The following is a 20393-nucleotide window of genomic DNA, read 5'->3' on the forward strand; positions in this document are numbered from 1 at the left end:
TTATGAGTGAAGAATAAATAGTTTATAACTAAAAACCGTAGTCTTTGATAAGGCTACGTTTTTTGTTTACAATTTGATTTTTTCTTTTGGTAATTTAATTGTTAATTTCTCAAAAGAAAAAGGTTTAATCAACGAAATTTCATAAGCGTCAAGCGCTAAATCTTCTCCAGCAAAGTTGGGGTTATATAGCGGGTCGCCAACGATTGGTGTACCAAGGGATGCTAAATGCACACGGATTTGATGAGTACGACCAGTTTCCAAAGTTAGTTTGACTACCGCTGTATTATCATCATTTCTTTTTAACACTTGATAATGTGTTACGGCATGAAGTCCAGCAGGTGAGATCATTCTTTTTCGCTGATCATCAGGATCATGATCAATTGGCTGATTAATTGTACCTTGATCGTTTAATTTCTCTGCATGATCAACTTTAGCTAAATAATCACGATGAAAAGTTTTGGTGGTTAATTCACGATTTAAAATCGGCACTACTGCAGGATTTTTTGCAACAAGCAGTAAGCCGCCTGTAAGCATATCTAATCGATGAACAATGTAGGGATTTTGTCCTAAATAAGTGGCGCAATCATTTAAAGCTGTGTCAGTTTCATTTAAGTTGGGGTGAGTTTTTTGCCCCTTCTTTTTATTAATAATCAATAAATTATCGTCTTCGTAAATGATATCGGGTAACTTTCCACTAGTTGGATATTTTTGCTGGGTAGATTCAACTTGATCTAATGTGATGTCAATTTTATCGCCTGGCGAAATTTCCTGATTAAAATAGCGGTATTTGCCGTTAATTGTAATGTTTTGTTCAATGCGCAAGTAGTGACGCCATTTTCTCGGAATAAGCAATTTACGCAATACGTCATTGACGGGTAAGGGTTCGAGATTTTTAGGATAAAAAAGTGTAAAATGATAAACCATAAATATTTCCTAAGACTGTTGCCAGTCTAAACAAGTGTACTAGCAATGTGATACAATTTTCTTGTTTCTAAAAAGGAGCATTGTATTAATGAATAACGACCAACCAAAAAGAAGCGGTTTTAAAGATGTTTGGCATCGAATTGATCGCCGCTTCTTTATCGGACGCTGGATTATTTTAATCCTGCTCACTCTTATATTGATAACTTGTACATATTATACAATTAAAGTTAAGACTTCGAATATCTCAAATTTGAAGGCTTCACTTTCAACAACGACAACTATTTATGATTATAAAGGCAAAAAAGCTGGTTCTTTATATTCACAAAAAGGTACATTCGTTGAATATGATAAAATTTCTCCCAATATTCAAAATGCAGTAATTTCGACAGAAGATCGTACTTTCTGGAAAAATCCTGGTTTTAGTATTAAGGGAATGGCGCGTGCAGCAGTAAGTTTGGTTATTCACCACGGACAAGTAACTGGTGGTGGTTCGACTCTAACCCAGCAACTGGCTAAAAACTCGCTTTTGACCCAGCAGCAGACTTTTTCACGAAAATTAGAAGAATTATTCTTTGCGATTGAAATTAACCATGTTTATTCCAAAAAAGATATTCTAACGATGTATTTGAATAATGCATATTTTGGCAATGGTGTCTGGGGCGTGCAGGATGCCAGTCGCAGGTATTTTGGTAAAAATGCCAGTGATGTGACAGTAGGAGAAGCTGCTACATTAGCAGGAATTTTACGTAATCCAAGTTTTTATAATCCTGTTGATCATATGGCCAATGCTTTGGCGCGGCGTAATTTGATTTTAGGATTAATGGCTGATAATGGTAAGTTAACTGCTGCTCAAGCTAAAGCTTACTCTAAGCAAGGGTTAACTTTGCGGAATACCTTTAGAAATAAAGATGGCTATAGTTATCCATATTTCTTTGATGCTGTAGTAGATGAAGCTATTAGCAAATACGGCTTGACTGAAGAGCAAGTAATGAATAAGGGACTTAAGATTTACACTACTCTTAATCAAAATTATCAGGGAAGATTGCAAGATACCTTTAATGAAAGCTGGCTTTTCCCACAAAATGGTACTGATGGCACAGAATGTCAGGGTGCAAGTGTGGCAATGGATCCAGAAACAGGTGCTGTACGAGCTGTAATCGGTGGTCGCGGTAAACACGTTTTCCGTGGTTATAACCGTGCAATTCAAATGAAGCGTCAGCCTGGTTCATCAATTAAACCAATCGCTGTTTATGTACCGGCTCTTCAAGATGGTTATCATTATGATTCTGAGCTTTCTAACAAGTTGCAAAAGTTTGGTAAAAATGGTTATGAGCCGCATAATGTTGATAATGGCTATTCTGATAAGATTCCGATGTACCAAGCTTTAGCGGAAAGTAAAAACGTTCCTGCAGTATGGCTGCTTGATAAAATTGGTGTAAATAAGGGTGTACAATCTGTTCAGAATTTTGGTATAAAGGTACCTAAGTCAGATCGCAACCTAGCTTTGGCATTAGGTGGACTTTCTACAGGGGTTTCGCCTTTACAAATGGCTCGTGCATATTCTGCTTTTGCTAATAAAGGTAATTTACCTAATAATTCTTACTTTATTACTAAAATTACTGATGCAAGTGGCAATGTGTTAGTCGAAAATAATAATCCAGGTAATCATAGAATTATTTCTGAGAATACTGCTAAAGAAATGACGACGATGATGCTTGGCGTTTTCACTAATGGTACTGCTCAGACTGCTCAACCTAATGGATTCCGTGTTGCTGGTAAGACTGGTTCAACTGAAGTTCCTAACTCATATGGTTTTGGAACAAAGGATCAATGGATCGTCGGTTATACTCCTGATATCGTGTTAGCTACTTGGGTTGGTTTTGATCAAACAAGTAAGCAGCGTTATATGCAAGGAGTATCTGAAACGGGAATTACACGATTGTACAAAGCAGAAATGGAAGGGATCCTACCATATACTGCTCAAACGCAATTTACCGAAAAATCACCAGGTCAGCTTGTCAAAAACAATGGATCCAATTTTGATTGGACCAACGGTTTGGGACAAAAAATTCAAGATGGTATCGGATCTGCAGGACAGAAAATTAATGAATGGTATAATGATGTCAAAGGTTTATTTGGCCGATAAAATTTAGGAGGACCCATATGATTAATATTTATGATTCAGCTAATCAATTAGCACAAGATTTAACTAAGACTGACCAATACAAGGCTGTAGGTGACGCTGTTAAGGCTGTTCAAGCAGACAGTGAAAGTGCAGCAATGTTTAAGAAGATGGATGAACTTCAAGCTAAGATCATGCAAGCTCAACAAAGTGGTCAACCTTTATCTGATGAAGATCAAAAGGCTTACCAAGAATTGAATGCTCAAGTTCAAAAGAACGATAAGATCGTTGCTCTTCTTAAGAGTGAACAAGGTTTGTATGATTTGTTAGGTGAAATCCAAAAGGCTTACACTAAGCCAATTAATGATCTTTATGAAGGTCTTAGAAACTAGAATTTGCGATGAAATTTATTCATTTTGCAGATGCGCATTTAGATAGTCCATTTCGCGGGCTATCTTTTTTGCCATCTAAGGAATTTAATCAGATATATCAAGCAGCAGACCAATCATTAACACGGATTGTAGATTTGGCGTTGGCTGAAAAGGTCGACCTGGTTTTAATTGCAGGTGATACCTTTGATAGTGCTAAGCCATCTCCACGTTCGCAGTTGTTTTTTGCACAGCAGATTAAACGTTTAACAGATGCGCAGATCCAAGTAGTAATGATTTTTGGTAATCATGATCATATGCGACGTGAAGATTTATTGGTTAATCAGAGCCCATATTTTAAATTGCTTGGTGCAAATGAAGCAGTAGAAAAAGCAACATTTAAGACTAAAGATAATTTTAACTACGATGTTGTGGGCTTTTCATATTTAAATAATCATATTACAGAAGATAAAATTCCAGATTTTCCTGGAAAGGAACATAATTATACTTTTGGTTTAATGCACGCCCAAGAAAAAGAAGCTGATAGCCGTAAAAATGTTTATGCACCTTTTACGGTATCTGAGGTTCAAGCATTGAATTATGATTATTTTGCTTTAGGACATATTCATGCTCGGCGTAATTTGAGTGAAAAGCCATGGATTGTTTATTCAGGCAATATTCAAGGACGTCACATCAATGAAATGGGTGCTAAGGGATGCTACCTTGGCGTGATTGATGAGAATACTAAAAAAACAAGTATTGAATTTAAGACGACAGGCCCAATTTTATGGCAAGGAGTACAAGTTGAATTAGATACTCAAATTAGTAAAGCTGATTTACAAAATGAAATTATTGCAAGTCTAAATAATGCAAAACAAAAAACTTATTTCAGTTTAACTACTGCTGGCGCCCAATTTATGACTGATGAAGAACAAGAGTTAGTGCAAGACACGGATTTTTGGCAAAACATTTCACAGAATTTGCCGTTTGATTCGCAATTAGTAGATGTACGGTTGAAAATAAGTTCTAATTTGGAACTTAATGAAAATGATCAGCAAGCCTTTGAGCAAGCTAAGGCAGAAATATTTGAAAATGATGAGTTTGATAAGATTGTTAGCGATTGGAAGAAAAAGGATCCTATAGCAGCTCAATTAACGGAAGATCCCGCTTTTATTAAGGCTGTGAAGCAACTAACTGAGGTTAAGTTAATGGGTAAATTGAAAGGAATTACTGATGAGACTGAAACAAATTAAGATAGTCAACTTTGGCCAATTCTCTAATAAAAAATTTGATTTACCTGGTGACCAAATTAATATCTTTTTTGGTGCTAACGAAGCCGGCAAGAGTACAACTGTAGCTTTTATTAAGCAAATAATGTTTGGTTTTCATTTGCGTAGCAATGCTTCGCCATTTTTTGAAGACTATACGCCGCTAGCACATGTTAGTCCAATGGGCGGTAGCTTGATTTTTGAAAACGGTGATTCAGAATATGAGCTGGAACGTCTTTATGCCAAGGGTGATAAAACTAAAAAAGGAATTTTAACCGTTAAAAAAGACGGTCAAGTTGTCCCTGAAAGCTTGTTTTTTGACCAGATTCAAAATATTGATGGCTCTTTTTATGCTGATAGCTTTATTTTTAATCAGGAAATGTTGGGCCAAGTTACTAGTCTGAGTCAGGAAGATTTGCTGGAGCGTATTTATTATTTAGGTGCGGCTAATAGTGGTCAATTACTGAAATTACGTGATGATTTTGCCAAGGAAGCTGGCAAACTTTTTAAAAAGACTGGGAAAAAGCCAGAAGTTAACCGCCTATTAAAGCAAATAGAAACGGATCGTGACAAGTTAGTTCAAACTAAAGCGGAATTTAGTGATTATGAAGAGCTTGCTCAGGATCTGAAAGATCATCAAGATCGGTTGAAAAAGGCACAGCAGGCTTTAGCAAATATTCAAACTAAACAGGCAAGTTTGCGTGATTTACAAAAAGAATTAAGCAACTATACAACTTTATTAGATTTACAAAAGCAGATAAAAGATATCAAATTTGATAGTGAAAACTACCAAAAAGCTCAAGATTTAATGGCTCAAGGGCGAAATTTACAAAAGATGATGCAATCTTTACAAGAGCAATTATCTGAGTTAACAGAAGAAGACTTAATTGATCTAAACGAATCTAAGAAAGTTGTTCAACAAAAGCCGCAGTTATTGCAATGGCAGGTTGAATATCGTAATTGTTTACAAAAAGCTGATCAGTTGAAGCAAGAAGAGCAGCAACTACTTGCTTTATCACCTGAAATTAATGAGCTGCGCGATTTAAATACAGAAGATATTAAGCAGCTAAAAGAAGATTTCTTAGCGTTGCCAGCAAAACAAAATGAAGAAGTTAATGAAATTAGCCCTAGTGATAAACTTTGGTATATTGTTGGTGCTGTACTAGTAGTTCTAGGTTTAATTTTATTAGGAACTGCTGGAGTGTTAGGGATTATTGCGTTAATAGCTGGTATTGGACTTGCAGGCTTTGGCTATGTCAAAAATACACAGGCAAGTAAACAAGCAGCGGATATTTTAGCAAAACAAAAGGCAGTTAAAAATCAAAGGCAAGCTTTTTATTCAAAATATAATTTGGATCCTGATATGTTGGATCTGAATAGTGTGTTGACTAATTTAAATCAATACAAGCTTAAAGAGAGTGCCGAAAAGACTAATGCGGAAGAATTAAATAAAATTAATCAGCAAGTTGCTCAATTAGCTGCCAATGTCCAGAATGTCTTAAGAGAGCCGATCGACGATGATTTTGATCAGGTTTTGAATGGATTAGATGAGATCGAAGAACAAATTAATAAACAACAAGAATTAACGCAGAAGAAGTCTAATTTAACTAGTTCACTGAATCAGGATAAGCAAGAGTTAAAAGAGCTTGGTTTAAAATTAAAGGCTGTGTTTGCGCAAGCTAATGTAGAAAATATGGCGGATTATGATGCAGCTTATCAAGAGTCTTTAGATCAAGCTAAAATTAAAGCTCAATATGATGCTCTTGAAAAAAGTTTGCATGATGATTTAGATGAATTAAAACAAGAAGCCAAAGAACCAGGCAAGGTTTTAGCACAACTTCAAAGTCTGGCTGCCCAATCTTCTGATGTAACTGAAGAAATTGATGAATTACAGCAGCAGGTGGCTAAATTGCAGGTTCAATTGGACAATTTGGCTGATTCTACTGCAGTTTTTGAGGCAAAGCAGGAGCTAGCCAATACCGAAACTAATTTCGTTAACAGCAGTCAAGAGTATCTGGCTAATTTGCTAGCTTCTAAGTGGATTAGCCGTTCACTCGATTTAGCTTCCAATGAGCGTTTCCCTAAGATGTTGAATGCCGCTAAGGAATATTTTGCTTTGCTTACTGGTGGTCGCTACGTAAATATCGTTTTAGATAAAAAGCTAACGGTTATGCGTAAAGATGGTAAGAAGCGTGAAGTGAAATACTTGTCTCGTGGGACAGCCGAACAGCTTTACTTTGCATTGAAATTAGCATTTATTGAACAAATCAAAGATAAGATTAATTTACCAATTTTAATTGATGATTCATTTGTTAATTTTGATGATCGTCGAATCAGCTATATTAAGAAATTACTTGAAAAGATTAGTGAAAATAATCAAGTATTGATTTTTACTGCTCAAGAAAAATTGGTTGATCAATTAGAAATTACGCCTTTAACTTTTACGAAAGGAACTCAAGATGCTTAAACGATTGTTAGATTATAACGATGGCGAAGAAATGGATATTGTGGTCTTAATTAAGAATTCACAATTGCGTAATAATAAGAAAAATAATCTTTATTTAGCTATGCAATTTGGCGATGGCTCAGGTGAAATCCGTGGCAATTATTGGGATGCTAATAATCAGGATGCAGCGACCTTTAGTACTGGTACGATCGTTGAGTTAAATGGTAAAAGAGAAGAGTATCAAGGGCGACCACAGATTCGAATTTATAGTTTGCGTGTTGTAGGTCCACAAGAAGGATATGAGCTTGATCAGTTTATTAAATCTGCTCCTGAACCAATTAATGAAATGGAGCAGGAGATTAACAATTTTGTGGCTCAGATTCAAAATAAGACTTGGAAGACAATCGTAGAATATTTGCTTAAAAAATGGGGTAAAAGATTCTATGATTATCCAGCGGGCAAAAGTAATCACCATGCGGTTCGAGGCGGATTAGCATTTCACACATTATCGATGTTAAAGGATGCTAAAGGTTTGGCTGATAATTATGAGCAAGTTAATCGGTCTTTGCTTTACGCAGGATGTATTTTACATGATATGGGCAAAGTTTTAGAGCTTACAGGACCTGCTGCAACACAGTACACGGCTGAAGGAAATCTAGTTGGTCATTTAGTATTAATAGATGAACAAATTATGCTTGCAGCTAATGAATTAAACTTTGATCTTGAATCAGAAGATTTGCTTTTGCTTAGACATATGGTCTTATCGCATCATGGTAAATTTGAATATGGGTCACCTAAGTTGCCAGCCTTGCTTGAAGCTGAATTGCTTCACCGCATTGATGATTTAGATGCGACTGTGTATGCTGTAACGAATGCTTTGCAGCATACGCCTAAGGGGCAGTTTACAGAACCATTGCTTAGCCAAGATGGTAAGAGGTATTATCACCCTAAGCATGATCCAGCACTGGAAAAGGCACGACATTTAGAATAGAGAAAAGCAGTACAAATTATCGTTTGTACTGCTTTTTTAGTAATTATTTTTTGTGAATTATATTTATAAAATTACGCCATTTACTACCTTTAACCTGATAACTTTGGACGGGTTGAGTAACTTCTACGCAGCCTAAATATTTACCATTATCATCATGAAGGCTATAAAAAGAAATATTTAATGGCTGTCCGTTTTTGTGAATATTGATTGAAATTGAATTACGCTCACCCTCGTGCATTTGTTTTAAAACTGCTTTAACTCGTCCTTGTGAGTGACCGGGATGCACTTCGAAGACAGTTTTACCAATATCTTTCTCGGTTCTAGGAAAGATGCGATGCTCATTCATTGATGACCATACGACGATATCATTTTCATCAAGAACATCAAATTCTTGTGGAATGGTAGTAAAAATTGCGTTTAATTCGGAAAGTGATAAGTGACCACCTTTTAACTTGATTTCATTCATAATTAAAGCTTCTTTCTATACTTTAATTGTAGCATTAAAGCGGTTACTTACGCTGTTATTAAAAGGATAGATAATTAAGAGTAAAGAAAAAATCCAACTCTCAAGCGAGAATTGGATTTTTTAATTTAGTAAAATTTATTACTTAGTAGCACCAGTTGAAACGTAAGCTGATAATACATCCTTCAAGTCGTTATCCTTGATAGAAACGTCTGCCTTCTTCAATACAGTAGCAATAACGTCCTTCATAACAGCTTGATCTTGAGCCATTGATGCGTAAATTTCATCATCGATAGCCTTCTTGTGATCAGCAAACTTACCCTTAGCTGGGTGACTAATCATCTTGATTACGTGGTAACCAGATTGTGACTTAACTGGACTTTCAGTAACTTCACCAGTCTTAAGCTTGAATGCGGCAGTCTTGAATGCACTGTCTAAAGTGTTATCAGTTGAATCAAATGCAGGAAGCTTACCGGCTTTATTTTTAGTAGCAGTATCAAGTGAGTACTTCTTAGCTAAACTCTTGAAGCTCTTACCATCCTTCAATTGCTTGATAATGTCTTCAGCAGTTGACTTCTTAGCAACTAAAATGTGTTGAACAGTTACCTTAGGTTGGTAATTCTTCCAAGCTTCTTGTTCTTGCTTTTTAGAAATCTTCTTAATGTGCTTCAAAGCTGCTTCAGAAAGCAAGTTAGTCTTCAAGTTTTGCTTAAATGTTGAAGCGGTCATACCATTTTGTTGTAAAACAGCACTAAATTGTGAACCGTATTGCTTCTTGTAGTTGTTGTATTGCTTGTCAACTTTCTTTGATGAAACGTATTTGCCGTATTGTTGTTCCAAAGCACGGTTAATAATCATGTTAGCCAAAGCTGACTTACCAGCTTGAGACTTCTTCATTTCATCGTAGTATTGTTGTTGAGTGATCTTACCACCCTTGTATGAAGCAACAGTAGCATTGTTGCCGCTATTTGAGCAGGCAGCAGTAGATAAAGCAACACCAGCTACAGCAACAACTGCAGCAACTTTTTTCATATAACTCTTCATATAAATAAATCTCCACATCCTTAATTAAGTAACTGTCAACTAATATACCATAAAATTAGTTGTTTCGTTTTCAAATAAGCAATATTCATAAAAAAATCAAATTTTCTTTAATATTTCTTATTTAACGATATTATTTTCACCAAAATCTTGATTTAATTGATCACTTTTTTGTTTGATTTTATCAACAGTTGGCTCAATATGTCTTGAATATTTTTCAATATTATCACTGATATCACTAATAGTTCGTTCAGCTTGAGGCATTTGATCATTTAAATCTTGACTAGCTTTTTTGGCTTTTTGTAAAGCTTGATTAAAGCGGCTAGTTTCATGCTTAAATGCATCAAATTCATCTTTGAGTGGTTTGCCGGGACGATTGCCTTCGCTATCTTTCATGCAAGAAAAAACGGTTCCAGCTGCTGCACCAAAAATAGTACCTAAAAGAAAATGTTTCATTATTTCTCCTTAAAATTGAGCTTTAATCTTATCAGCTACTTCATTGTATTTTGCTTCATCGTATTGATCGGCGTTGTTACGAGTCATGAGCTTCAAGCCATCGCCTTCAAAACGAGGAATGAAGTGAATATGTGAGTGCATTACTACTTGGTTAGCTGACTTACCGTTGTTAGTGGTAATGTTCATACCAGTAACGTTAGGAAATGCCTTTTTGATTGCATTAGCAATTTCAGGAATGTATTGCAAATATCTTTGGGCATCTTCCTTAGTGTAGTCAAATAAGTTAGTGATGTGCTTCTTAGGGATCATCAAAGTGTGGCCTGGGTTAACTTGAGAAATGTCTAAGAAAGCTTTAACGTCGTCGTTTTCAAAGACAGTGTAACTTGGAACTTCACCGCGGATAATTTTGCAGAATAAACAATCGTCAACTAAATTTTTATTTTCCATATAATTACCTCTTATTTGTTAGACTTTAGTTTCTACTAATATCCATGATATTATAAAACATGATAGTTTACTAAGGAAAGAAACGAAAAAATGACATTAAAAATTGAACACTTAACTGGGGGCTATACTGGTGTCCCAGTTATTAAAGATATTAATTTGGAGATTAAGCCAGGAGAAGCACTGGGCTTAATTGGTTTAAACGGTGCGGGTAAGTCGACTACGATTAAGCACATTTTAGGTTTGCTTAGACCACAGAAGGGTAAGATTTTACTCAATGACGTGAATTTGACGATGCAACCAACCAAATTTAAGCGGCAAGTTGCTTATATTCCTGAAACACCGGTTTTGTATCCAGAATTAACGTTAAAGGAACATTTGGAATTAACCATGCTTAGTTATGGCCTTGATGCAAGTAAGTCATGGAATCGAGCACATGAATTACTTAAAATGTTTAGATTAGATGATAAGCTTGATTGGTTACCAATTCACTTCTCTAAAGGGATGCGACAAAAGGTAATGATCGTGTCAGCCTTTTTAGCAGATACAAGCTTGCTCGTTATTGATGAACCATTTACTGGGCTTGATCCACTTGCGGTAGCCAATTTGATAGATTTAATTAAGCAGTCAATTGCTAACGGCAAGATGGTGCTGATGACTACTCACGTATTAGCTGATGCGCAACAAGCAATTTCTAATTATGCTGTTTTAAATCGCGGAACAATTGAAGTGATTGGCAATTTGCAAGAAATTCGTCAGCACTATGGTTTAAGGCCTGATGATCCATTTGATAAACTCTATTTAGCTTTGAATAGAGAGGATAATGGCAATGCGTGATTTAGCGAAAAAAAGGTTAAACGAAAACCTTAAGCAATCAGTTAAGTATTTAACACTGGTTTTCAATGACTTCTTTATTTTGGCTTTGATCTTTTTATTCGGGGCTTTGATGTTCTGGTATGCACAAGCCATGAAGTCGATGCCGACTAATTTGTGGTTTTATAAGCCATTAGTGGGACTTTTATTGTGGTTGCCATTATTAACAGGGCATTTAGTCACGCTGTTAAAAGATGCTGATATGCAGTTCTTGTTCACTCAAGATGAGCAGATGGATGAATATCTCAAACCAATGATCAAGTATAGCTTGGTTTTGCCAACAATCTTGATTGTACTCTTAGGGGGAATTTTATTTCCATTTGCTACGATTAAGGCAGGAATTCCAGTCTGGTCATATGCTTTAATTTTAATTGGGACGATTCTCTTAAAGGCAGTCATGATATTAATTGAAAAAGAGAATTTGTATTTTTACTACAATTTTCCTAATTGGGTTAGCTTATTAATTACCTTGGTGGTTTTATTAATTGGTAGCCTTGGTTCTTATGTATATCCGATTGAAGTCATTGTTTTAATGATGATGGGTCACTTAGGTACAAAAAAAGATAAGGGAGTTTTTAACTGGCGTTATGCTGTTGAAAGTGAAAAGGCAAGAAAAGACCGTGTCTACAGCATCTTCAGCATGTTCACCGATGTTGAAGAAAAACAAGTGACGATTAAACGTAGAAAATATCTTGATTTTCTTTTACCTAAGGCAATTGCTAAAGAAAATCCTAACTTATTCTTGTACCGGAGATCACTGCTTAGAAATCCAGAATACTTGAATTTATTAGTTAGAATGACAGTTTTTGCCATTTTGATTTCCTGGCTAGTACAAGATTGGCGCTGGGCACTTGGTTTGTCCTGCTTAGTTATTTTCTTGACCGTTTACCAATTATTGCCAATGGCAACCGAATTTGATTCAAACATCATGTATCGTGTTTATCCCATTGTGCGTGATAATCGCGGGAAAGACTTAGTCAAAGTCTTAAACTTAGGACTTTTGATTCAATGGTTATTAGTCAGCGTATTCTGGTTGATATTATTGCCAATTGATTCTCATCTTTGGATTAGTATTGTGGTATTGTTTGTCTTCACGATGATTATCAATTATGGTTATTTGCCAGTTAGAGTTAAACAACAAAAAATAAAGAGATAGGAATTGAAAGAATGAGATTAAGAAATAAACCTTGGGCTGTAAAGCTCGTTAATGAACATCCTGAAAGTGTTTTGCAAAATCCTGACCCTGACAAGAAGATTGATTGGGCAGCACGTTTTGGTAATGACAATCCGATTGAAATTGAAGTAGGTTCTGGTAAAGGACATTTTATTACTACATTAGCTGAAAATAATCCCGATAAAAATTATGTAGCACTTGAACTTCAAACTACTGCAGCTGGGATTATTTTGAGAACTAAGCTTGAAAAGGGTCTAGATAACTTACAAATTTTGCGTGGGGATGCGGCTGATATTAACTGTTTCTTCCCTGAAAACAGCACAAATGTCATTTACTTAAACTTTAGTGATCCATGGCCAAAGACCCGCCACGAGAAGCGTAGATTGACTTATAAGAGCTTTTTAGCTAAATATCAACAAGTCTTAACTAATGACGGTCATATCGAATTTAAGACAGATAATTCTGGTTTGTTTGCTTATTCTGTGCAAAGTATGAATAATTTTGGGATGCACTTTGATTTCGTTTCAGTGGACTTACATCACGAAAAGCCCGAAATCGTGGAGAAGAATATTGAAACTGAATACGAGCATAAATTTGCTGCTAAAGGCAATCCAATTTATGCAGTGCATGCAAGTTTTGAAGCATAGCACTTGTAAAATGAATTTTTAATCATTAAAATACTTATAAATAGTAAGCTGATAATGAGGGATAAAATTATGGAAAAGATTAAAGAATTAACAGAAGATCAATTAACAGAAATCACGAAGTCAGGCCGCGTTGTATTGGAATTTTCTGCAAACTGGTGCCCTGATTGCCGTTTCTTAGATCCATTCTTGCCAGAAATTGAAAAAGATTTCTCAGATGCTAAGTTTTACCAAATTGACCGTGATGGCTCAATGGATGTTGCAAAAAAATTAATGATTATGGGAATTCCTTCATTTGTTGTCTACCAAGATGGCAAAGAAATTGGTAGACTAGTAAATAAGGACCGTAAAACTAAAGATGAAGTAGAAAACTTTTTACGATCACTTGATTAAAAGGAGAAAATAGAGAAGCATGATTACTAGTACTAATAAAGAAGCTTATCCTAATACTTTGATCGTGATTATGGGTCATGATGAAGGCCGTAGTTCATTTGAAGAAAAAGAAGATGTTACTCGCGTAACTAACGATGAAGGCAAGACTATTGGTTTTAACTTTTTCAATGTTGATAAGTTAATCGACTTTGACAAGTTGCCAAATGGTCCAGTTAAGCTTTCAGATGATGAACTTGCAGCATTAAATAAGAAGCTTGCTGAAGTTGGTTTTGATGATAAGTTAGCTTATGGCAAGCCAACTCTTGTTTACGGCTACGTTAAGACCTGTGAAAAGCACCCAGATTCAGATCACCTTCACGTAACTACTGTTGAAGTAGGTGACGGTGAAGAACACCAAATCGTTTGTGGTGCTCCTAACATTGCACAAGGCCAAAAGGTTGTTGTTGCTCTTCCAGGTACTTTAATGCCAAATGGTGAACAAATTTGGCCAGGCGCTCTTCGCGGTGTTGATTCATATGGTATGATTTGTTCAGCTCGTGAATTAGGACTTCCACACGCACCACAAAAGCGTGGTATTATGGTTGTTCCTGACAACTTTGAAGTTGGTGCAGAATTTGAACCAACTAAGTGCGACGAATTGATCGCTAGTGGTGAAATTACCTTATAATTTGAATTTAGTATATAAAAAAGATTGCAACACCTGAATGGTTTTGCAATCTTTTTTTGATTTAATTTTGTATAATATATACTCAAAGGATATGATTTTATGTCAGATACTGAACAAATTATTCGCTCAATTAATGCCGTTAGTCTAATTGATGTTGAGCAACATTGTAATGATGCAAAAGATCAAAATGAATGGACATTATGGAATAGTATTTATAATTATATTCTGGCACAAAAACAGCAAAAACTTATTAGTCAAGGTGGACCGTATTAATGCCTATTTTGTATATTTTTGCTGGTGTGAATGGAGCGGGAAAATCCACATTAACTCAAAGTCAGTTTAATAAAGTCATACCATATGAAATAAATGCAGATGAAATAAGTCGTCGAAATGGTTGGGATTGGCAAGATAATTCTAAAAATTTAGCGGCAATGCGAATTGCCGCAAATGAATTAAAAGGACATATTAAACATCATGAAACATGTAGTTTTGAAACTACACTAGCAGCACATGTTAAAACTTATGAGAAAATTTTAGATTATGCTAGAAAAGAAATGATAAAGAAAAGATATGATAGATCCTTAAATACATTATACGAATTGATAAGAAAGTTTGATTCTGTAAGTATCTATGACAATTCAGGTGACTCATTAATTAGAACTTATCAGCGGATTGATAATAAGCATTTTATGACTTCTGAACTACCTAATTGGTCAAGAAAAATAATAGCACATGATAATTAATAAAAATATAAAGTAAAAAGTTGATAAACTAGTTTTGAAGCTAATTTATCAACTTTTTTGTTAGCTTAACCACCATTTGCCGTCTGGAGCTAGAGTGTACAAGCCAAGTTCTTTTGAAATCAATTTATTGTTTAAATTTTTGCTACAGGTGTAGTAAACGTATTTAACAAAATCACCATTGTCATTGTACTGCTCTTCATAATCACTGAAATACATTTGATGATTCTTCATAAATAGAGGCAGTTGACTTTCAGTACAAGTTAGGGTGAATTTTTCAGGGAAAACACCTTTGACTACGGATTTTTCTGTTTCTGAGTTCTGATCAGTATTGCTGATTAATTGTACTTGATTATCAGAACGTATTAGATATAGATCATTTAAATTTACCGCATTTAATGAGCAGGTAAAAATAATTTCTGCTTCTTGTTCAGGATAGTATTTAAAAATATGTAATTCGTTTGCTTCAATGTTTACTTGAGTAAAATAGAAAAATCCATCATTGAAAATTGCTTCACCGTAACAAATATTAGGCTTAGCTGAAAATGGTGAAAGAGTTTTGCCAGTCTTTTGATCAAAAAAGATCAGACGATTACCAGGATAGATTCTATTTTTCCAATAACTCTTACGTAGATCTTCAAAATTAGTATAATCAGAAATTGTTACCCAATACCGATCTTGACCATTTAACGGGTGCTGTTCTCCCCAATAAGGCAAGATGAAACTATCATTAACTTTTTGCCATAGACCATTAGATAGCAAGATGATATTTCCTTGCATGTTGTTGAGAACATGATCATTAAAATCTTTGATGATTATCCGATCAGGAATGTGTTCGTATTCGTTATCTGAATAAAAGTCACTATTTTGTTCAAAGTAAAGCTTGTTATCATCGATGAAAAGCAGGCTTTGATCGGGTTCATTAACTACGGAAAATTTTTGCGGATAGTAGAAGTCAATGGCATCATTAAAAGAAGCAATCCAGACATGTACTCGATCATTAACTAGCGATAAATTAAGAGTATGTAAACCAGTAAGTGGCATTTGATGAATAATTTCAGGTTTTTGACTAGGAAGATATTTGAATAAGGTTAGTTGATCTTGATCAAGTTGGGCGTGCAAAAAATAGAAATAACCATTTTGGTAGATAACGCTAAAGAAGAATTGGTTTTCTTTACGTGACATCGGTTCAAATTTTTGTCCAGTTTGAAAATTGAAGAAGACCAATTGATTACCTGGAAAAGGATTATCTTGCCAGTATTTGTCAGTAGTTAAATCATAAATATCGATTGTGCTATCTTGGCAATCAACGCCGTAGCGTGATTGACCTTGGACGATTGTTAAGTCATTGCCAGTTACGGGAGAAAATTTATCAAATTTCATATTGGGTACCTTTCTGTAATTTTTCAAAATTATATCATACAAAAATGGTAAAATAGTTAACGAATAAAAACGTTAAAAATTCGAGGGTAAATAAATGTTAGACAAGAACAAACAAATTTGGTTTATTGGTATTAAAGGAACCGGTATGGCTTCCTTAGCACTACTTCTTCACGACTTAGGCTACAACGTTGCCGGTAGTGATATTGAAAAGTACACCTTCACTCAAGTTCCACTTGAAAAAGCTGGTATTGAAGTTAAAGACTTTGACCCAAGCAACATCAAGAGTAACGATGAACAAGTAATCGTTAAGGGTAACGCCTTCAAGGAAGATAACCCAGAAGTTAAGGCATGTCTTGATAAAGGCGTTAAGTGGCAAAGCTACCCAGATACTGTTGAAGAAATCGTGCAAATGCACACTTCAATCGGTATTTCAGGTACTCACGGCAAGACTTCAACCACTAGTCTTTTGTCACACGTTTTAGGTGAAGTTGCACCAACTACTTACTTAATTGGTGACGGTCGTGGTAAGGGGGTTCCAGACTCACGCTTCTTCGTTTACGAAGCTGATGAATACCGTCGTCACTTCTTGGCATATCACCCAGATTACCAAATTATGACTAACATCGACTTTGACCACCCAGACTACTTCAAGGATCAAGACGATTACACCAGCGCATTCCAATCAGCAGCTGATCAAACTAAGAAGGCATTGTTTGTATGGGGCGATGACAAGCGTCTTCAAAGCCTTAAGACTGATATTCCTAAGTATACTTATGGCTTTAAAGATACTGATGACTTCCAAGCCGTTGATATTAAGAAATCAACTACTGGTTCTAAGTTTCACGTTTTAGCACATGGCAAGGATCTTGGCGAATTTGAAATTCACTTGTTTGGTGACCACAGCATTTTGAACTCAACTGCTGTTATTGCGGTTGCCTACACTGAAAAGGTACCAATGGATGATATTCGTGATGGTCTTCTTACCTTTAAGGGTGCTAAGCGTAGATTTAGTGAAAAAGACTTTGGCGACATTGCAGTTATTGATGACTATGCTCACCACCCAACTGAAATGCGTGCAACTATCCAAGCTGCCCGTCAAAAGTTCCCAGACAAGAAGTTGGTTGTCGTCTTCCAACCACACACTTTCTCAAGAACTAAGAAGTATCAAAAAGACTTCGAAGAAATTTTACGTGGTGTAGACAAGGCTTATGTAACTCCAATTTATGCTTCAGCTCGTGAAGCTAATGGTGATATTTCAAGCGAAGACTTAGTTAAAAATATTCCAGGTTCTGAAGTAATTGATTTGGATAATATTGCTGATTTGACCAAGAATAAGAATTCAGTCATCGTCTTCATGGGTGCCGGCGATATTCCTAAGTATGAAGACGCTTTTGAAAAATTGCTTTAATTGAAAGATAAGTATGAAAAAAACTGTTCTCAATAAGAGAGCAGTTTTTATTTTGGCTAATCTTTGATTTTATCCTTGAGATCCAGGCTCTTTTCATAAATAAAGTAACCGATGATGCAGGTGATGATATCACTGGCTGCTTGAGCCCAAACGATACCGTGGTAGCCAAATGTGACTTTTAGAATTTCTAATGCGATAAAGTAGACAACGCCTTGACGAGTAATTGCCATGATGAAGGCAGCCCAAGCATTACCTACTGATTGGAAGACGGTAGTGTAGACCAAAATGATACCAACGATTGGTGTAGTAATGATGGTCGCAATTAACATGTAACTGCCGGCATTAACGATATCTGGTTGATTCATAAATAAAGCAGTAACTGGACGAGCAAAGAGGAACAACAGTCCACCTGAAACTACAGCGTAGACAACTTGTACAAGAATATCAAAGTTTAGAATTTTCTTTAATCGTTTCCAGTTTTTAGCACCATAGTTGTAACCAATTAAAGGTTGTGAACCAAAGGCAAAACCAACGATTACCAAGATAACGATACTGTAAATCTTTTGGGTGATTCCCATTGCGGCAACTTTTTTTGCACCGTATAGAGCTAAAGATGAGTTAAGAAGTGCCATGCCAAAGCTTTGTGCAAAGTTGGTGATTGAACCAGGGATGCCGATTGCTACGATATCTTTGATTGTTTTGCCGCTAATTTTGCTATATTTTAGCTTTAATTTGATGTAGTCAGTTTTGTATAAAACGTAGTAAATGAGAATAGCATCAGTGACTAGATAACCTGTAACGTTGGCAATCCCAACACCAATTGCACCCATTTTAAAAACAAACAAGAAAATAGGATCAAGGATGATAGCTAAAATGGTTCCCGTCATTGTAGCAACCATTGCTTGGGTAGCTAAGCCTTCTGTTCTGATTAAGTTCTGCGGAATGATTGAAAAGATAATTGGAGCAGCACCAATTGATATTACACGATAAAAATCGGCGGCATCCTGATAAGTGGCAGCTTTTGCTCCTAAAAGATGAAGGATCGGATTTTCAAAAATTAGTAAAATAGCTGTTAAGATTAAACCGGTGACAATTCCACCAATCATACAAAAACTACTTACGCGTTTACTCAAGGCATAATTCTTTTCGCCGAATAAACGCGAAATCAATGAAGAACCACCGAGACCAAAAATGTCGGAAACGGCAATTAAAAAGGTAAAGAGCGGGGCACCGATCGTGATTCCTGCTACCAAGTTTGTATCACCAGTTTTGGCAACAAACATTGTGTCTGCCAGGTTGTAGATCATGGTAGTGATCATCCCTAGAACAACTGGCAATGCTAGCTTAAAGTAGACCTTTTTAATCGGCGCTTTAGCAAATAATTCATCCATAAATTTTCTCCTACATTGAAAAAAGCGGCCTAGAAAGATACTTTGAGGAAAACCTCACGATTCTAGGTCGCCATATATTATCGTTAATTTAATTTTAGCATATTATCTTAATTAGCAAGGTGATTATCTAAATTGAAGTTGCCTTGGAATTCATCTGTGGTGCTTTCTTGATCCATACCATATTCAGCATCGTCGCCCCAGTAAATGTATTGTGCGTTTTTACCTTTGGTACCGGCAATTCTGAAGTAAAGTGCAGCGCTGTCGCCTTTACCAGTGGTCTTGGTGGCATCTACCTTAACTTTTTGACCAATCTTGAGCAACTTGCTAGTTGACTTGAGCTTATTATTTAAAACGTGGATCTTGTTTAAAATAGTGGCTGTAGTGGTGCCAGAAGCTTGGTAAAGAGTGTTGCCGTTAACAAAACCAACATTTGAAGCATAAATATAAACACCGTTGCCTAAAGCATAAAATGGCTTGCCCTTGATAGTGGTTGTATTCAAACTTATCTTCTTAGATCCGCTAAGATTTGCAAAGTAGAAAAATACGTCATTCTTAGTTGTGGCGTGGGTTTTAGCTGGCGTTTTAACTAGCATATATTTAGGAATAAGCGACATACCGTTGAAAGTAGTGCGGTGACCGTTTTTATCATAAATGCGAGAGTTGGAACTCAAGATTAAAACATTTTGTCCATCCATTGAGCTAACATTCAAAGATTTGATGTAGCGTTTTTTACCGATGTTAACGTAAGAAGCGGTAGTGTAGTGGTAGTTCTTAGAAGTTTTTGCATCTACTTTTTTACCTTGGATCAGGATAGGCTTGCCATAATATTTAAAACTTGAGCCTGATTTAACCGTTGAAGCAACAGTCATCTTCTTGCCATTGACTTTTTGGGTAGTGGTAGTGGCATTGCCTTTGCTGTTGAAGACTTGAACTGTGCCGTTAAAGGATTTCTTGAGAGTAACTTTACCTTTTTGTGATTGCGTAGCTGCTTGAACTGTGTGAACAGGTTGATTGATAATAGCAGCTGCTGGTGCAACACTGATTAATAAAGCTGCTGCGATAGTTGCTAATTTTTTAGTAGTCATATTTGTCTGCTATATAAAACATGGAAATATGTAGGAGAATACGAATTTTCTACATATCAGAAAGATATATTTTTCCTTTCTTTGTTTCATTTACTGTCGTCTTCACTAGTAT

General features: G+C 35.8%; 21 protein-coding genes. 13 read left to right on the forward strand and 8 right to left on the reverse strand.

The window, feature by feature from the left end:
• Positions 1-66: 66 nt before the first annotated feature.
• Positions 67-924 (reverse strand): RluA family pseudouridine synthase, encoded by an 858-nt coding sequence (locus tag CP355_RS02650; protein WP_098043839.1) that lies wholly within the window; start codon positions 922-924, stop codon positions 67-69.
• A gap of 88 nt (positions 925-1012) precedes the next feature.
• On the opposite strand from CP355_RS02650, the gene CP355_RS02655 reads away from it, so the two are divergent.
• Genes CP355_RS02655 through CP355_RS02675 form a run of 5 tightly spaced genes read left to right on the forward strand, consistent with a single transcriptional unit; the run spans position 1013 to position 8119 of the window.
• Positions 1013-3070 carry a PBP1A family penicillin-binding protein gene (locus CP355_RS02655; protein WP_098043840.1) on the forward strand — a complete coding sequence of 686 codons (2058 nt, stop codon included), beginning with the start codon at positions 1013-1015 and terminating at the stop codon, positions 3068-3070.
• Between the two features lie 17 nt (positions 3071-3087).
• Positions 3088-3438, forward strand: coding sequence for a YlbF family regulator (locus tag CP355_RS02660; protein WP_025005546.1), 351 nt, complete (start codon positions 3088-3090; stop codon positions 3436-3438).
• 8 nt (positions 3439-3446) lie between these two features.
• Positions 3447-4667 (forward strand): DNA repair exonuclease, encoded by a 1221-nt coding sequence (locus tag CP355_RS02665; RefSeq protein WP_087176128.1) that lies wholly within the window; start codon positions 3447-3449, stop codon positions 4665-4667.
• Entirely contained in the window at positions 4648-7149 is a 2502-nt protein-coding gene (locus CP355_RS02670) for an AAA family ATPase (RefSeq protein ID WP_098043841.1), read from the forward strand. Before CP355_RS02665 ends, CP355_RS02670 begins: the two co-directional genes overlap by 20 nt.
• Positions 7142-8119: a 3'-5' exoribonuclease YhaM family protein gene (locus CP355_RS02675; protein ID WP_098036479.1), complete on the forward strand. Its 978-nt coding sequence runs from the start codon at positions 7142-7144 to the stop codon at positions 8117-8119. Before CP355_RS02670 ends, CP355_RS02675 begins: the two co-directional genes overlap by 8 nt.
• A 43-nt stretch (positions 8120-8162) precedes the next feature.
• Here CP355_RS02675 and CP355_RS02680 read toward each other — a convergent pair whose 3' ends face one another.
• The 4 genes from CP355_RS02680 to CP355_RS02695 all read right to left on the reverse strand — a co-directional run bounded on the left by CP355_RS02680 (position 8163) and on the right by CP355_RS02695 (position 10526).
• A complete protein-coding gene (locus CP355_RS02680) occupies positions 8163-8585 on the reverse strand; it encodes a PAS domain-containing protein (protein ID WP_098036478.1) in 423 nt (140 codons plus the stop codon).
• A gap of 138 nt (positions 8586-8723) precedes the next feature.
• Positions 8724-9626: a peptidylprolyl isomerase PrsA gene (locus tag CP355_RS02685; RefSeq protein ID WP_025005549.1), complete on the reverse strand. Its 903-nt coding sequence runs from the start codon at positions 9624-9626 to the stop codon at positions 8724-8726.
• Positions 9627-9743: 117 nt separating this feature from the next.
• Positions 9744-10079: a hypothetical protein gene (locus tag CP355_RS02690; protein WP_087235647.1), complete on the reverse strand. Its 336-nt coding sequence runs from the start codon at positions 10077-10079 to the stop codon at positions 9744-9746.
• Between the two features lie 9 nt (positions 10080-10088).
• A complete protein-coding gene (locus tag CP355_RS02695) occupies positions 10089-10526 on the reverse strand; it encodes an HIT family protein (RefSeq protein WP_003627196.1) in 438 nt (145 codons plus the stop codon).
• A 90-nt stretch (positions 10527-10616) separates the two neighbouring features.
• Here CP355_RS02695 and CP355_RS02700 point away from each other — a divergent pair, with 90 nt between their 5' ends.
• From CP355_RS02700 to CP355_RS02725, 7 genes are all read left to right on the forward strand, one after another.
• The gene (locus CP355_RS02700; protein WP_087176132.1) at positions 10617-11360 is read left to right on the forward strand and encodes an ABC transporter ATP-binding protein; all 744 of its coding nucleotides are present in this window, start codon (positions 10617-10619) and stop codon (positions 11358-11360) included.
• A complete protein-coding gene (locus CP355_RS02705; protein WP_191451314.1) occupies positions 11353-12552 on the forward strand; it encodes an ABC transporter permease in 1200 nt (399 codons plus the stop codon). Before CP355_RS02700 ends, CP355_RS02705 begins: the two co-directional genes overlap by 8 nt.
• Positions 12553-12563: 11 nt before the next feature.
• Positions 12564-13217 carry a tRNA (guanosine(46)-N7)-methyltransferase TrmB gene (gene trmB / locus CP355_RS02710; protein WP_098043843.1) on the forward strand — a complete coding sequence of 218 codons (654 nt, stop codon included), beginning with the start codon at positions 12564-12566 and terminating at the stop codon, positions 13215-13217.
• 69 nt (positions 13218-13286) lie between these two features.
• Positions 13287-13607 (forward strand): thioredoxin family protein, encoded by a 321-nt coding sequence (locus CP355_RS02715; protein WP_025005554.1) that lies wholly within the window; start codon positions 13287-13289, stop codon positions 13605-13607.
• A gap of 19 nt (positions 13608-13626) precedes the next feature.
• Complete coding sequence (gene ytpR / locus CP355_RS02720; RefSeq protein ID WP_012212147.1) at positions 13627-14274, forward strand: YtpR family tRNA-binding protein; 648 nt, start codon at positions 13627-13629, stop codon at positions 14272-14274.
• 99 nt (positions 14275-14373) lie between these two features.
• A complete protein-coding gene (locus CP355_RS10265) occupies positions 14374-14547 on the forward strand; it encodes a hypothetical protein (protein ID WP_158227253.1) in 174 nt (57 codons plus the stop codon).
• Positions 14547-15017 carry a hypothetical protein gene (locus tag CP355_RS02725; protein ID WP_199161204.1) on the forward strand — a complete coding sequence of 157 codons (471 nt, stop codon included), beginning with the start codon at positions 14547-14549 and terminating at the stop codon, positions 15015-15017. Before CP355_RS10265 ends, CP355_RS02725 begins: the two co-directional genes overlap by 1 nt.
• Positions 15018-15077: 60 nt before the next feature.
• Here CP355_RS02725 and CP355_RS02730 read toward each other — a convergent pair whose 3' ends face one another.
• Positions 15078-16397, reverse strand: coding sequence for a hypothetical protein (locus CP355_RS02730; protein WP_098043844.1), 1320 nt, complete (start codon positions 16395-16397; stop codon positions 15078-15080).
• A gap of 94 nt (positions 16398-16491) precedes the next feature.
• On the opposite strand from CP355_RS02730, the gene murC reads away from it, so the two are divergent.
• A complete protein-coding gene (gene murC / locus CP355_RS02735) occupies positions 16492-17805 on the forward strand; it encodes a UDP-N-acetylmuramate--L-alanine ligase (protein ID WP_098043845.1) in 1314 nt (437 codons plus the stop codon).
• Positions 17806-17861: 56 nt separating this feature from the next.
• Here murC and CP355_RS02740 read toward each other — a convergent pair whose 3' ends face one another.
• Complete coding sequence (locus CP355_RS02740) at positions 17862-19196, reverse strand: MATE family efflux transporter (protein WP_098043846.1); 1335 nt, start codon at positions 19194-19196, stop codon at positions 17862-17864.
• Positions 19197-19303: 107 nt separating this feature from the next.
• Positions 19304-20281 carry an SLAP domain-containing protein gene (locus CP355_RS02745; protein WP_098043847.1) on the reverse strand — a complete coding sequence of 326 codons (978 nt, stop codon included), beginning with the start codon at positions 20279-20281 and terminating at the stop codon, positions 19304-19306.
• Between the last annotated feature and the right edge of the window lie 112 nt (positions 20282-20393).

It is taken from the genome of Lactobacillus sp. UMNPBX4, assembly GCF_002554115.1.
Lineage (GTDB): Bacteria > Bacillota > Bacilli > Lactobacillales > Lactobacillaceae > Lactobacillus > Lactobacillus gallinarum.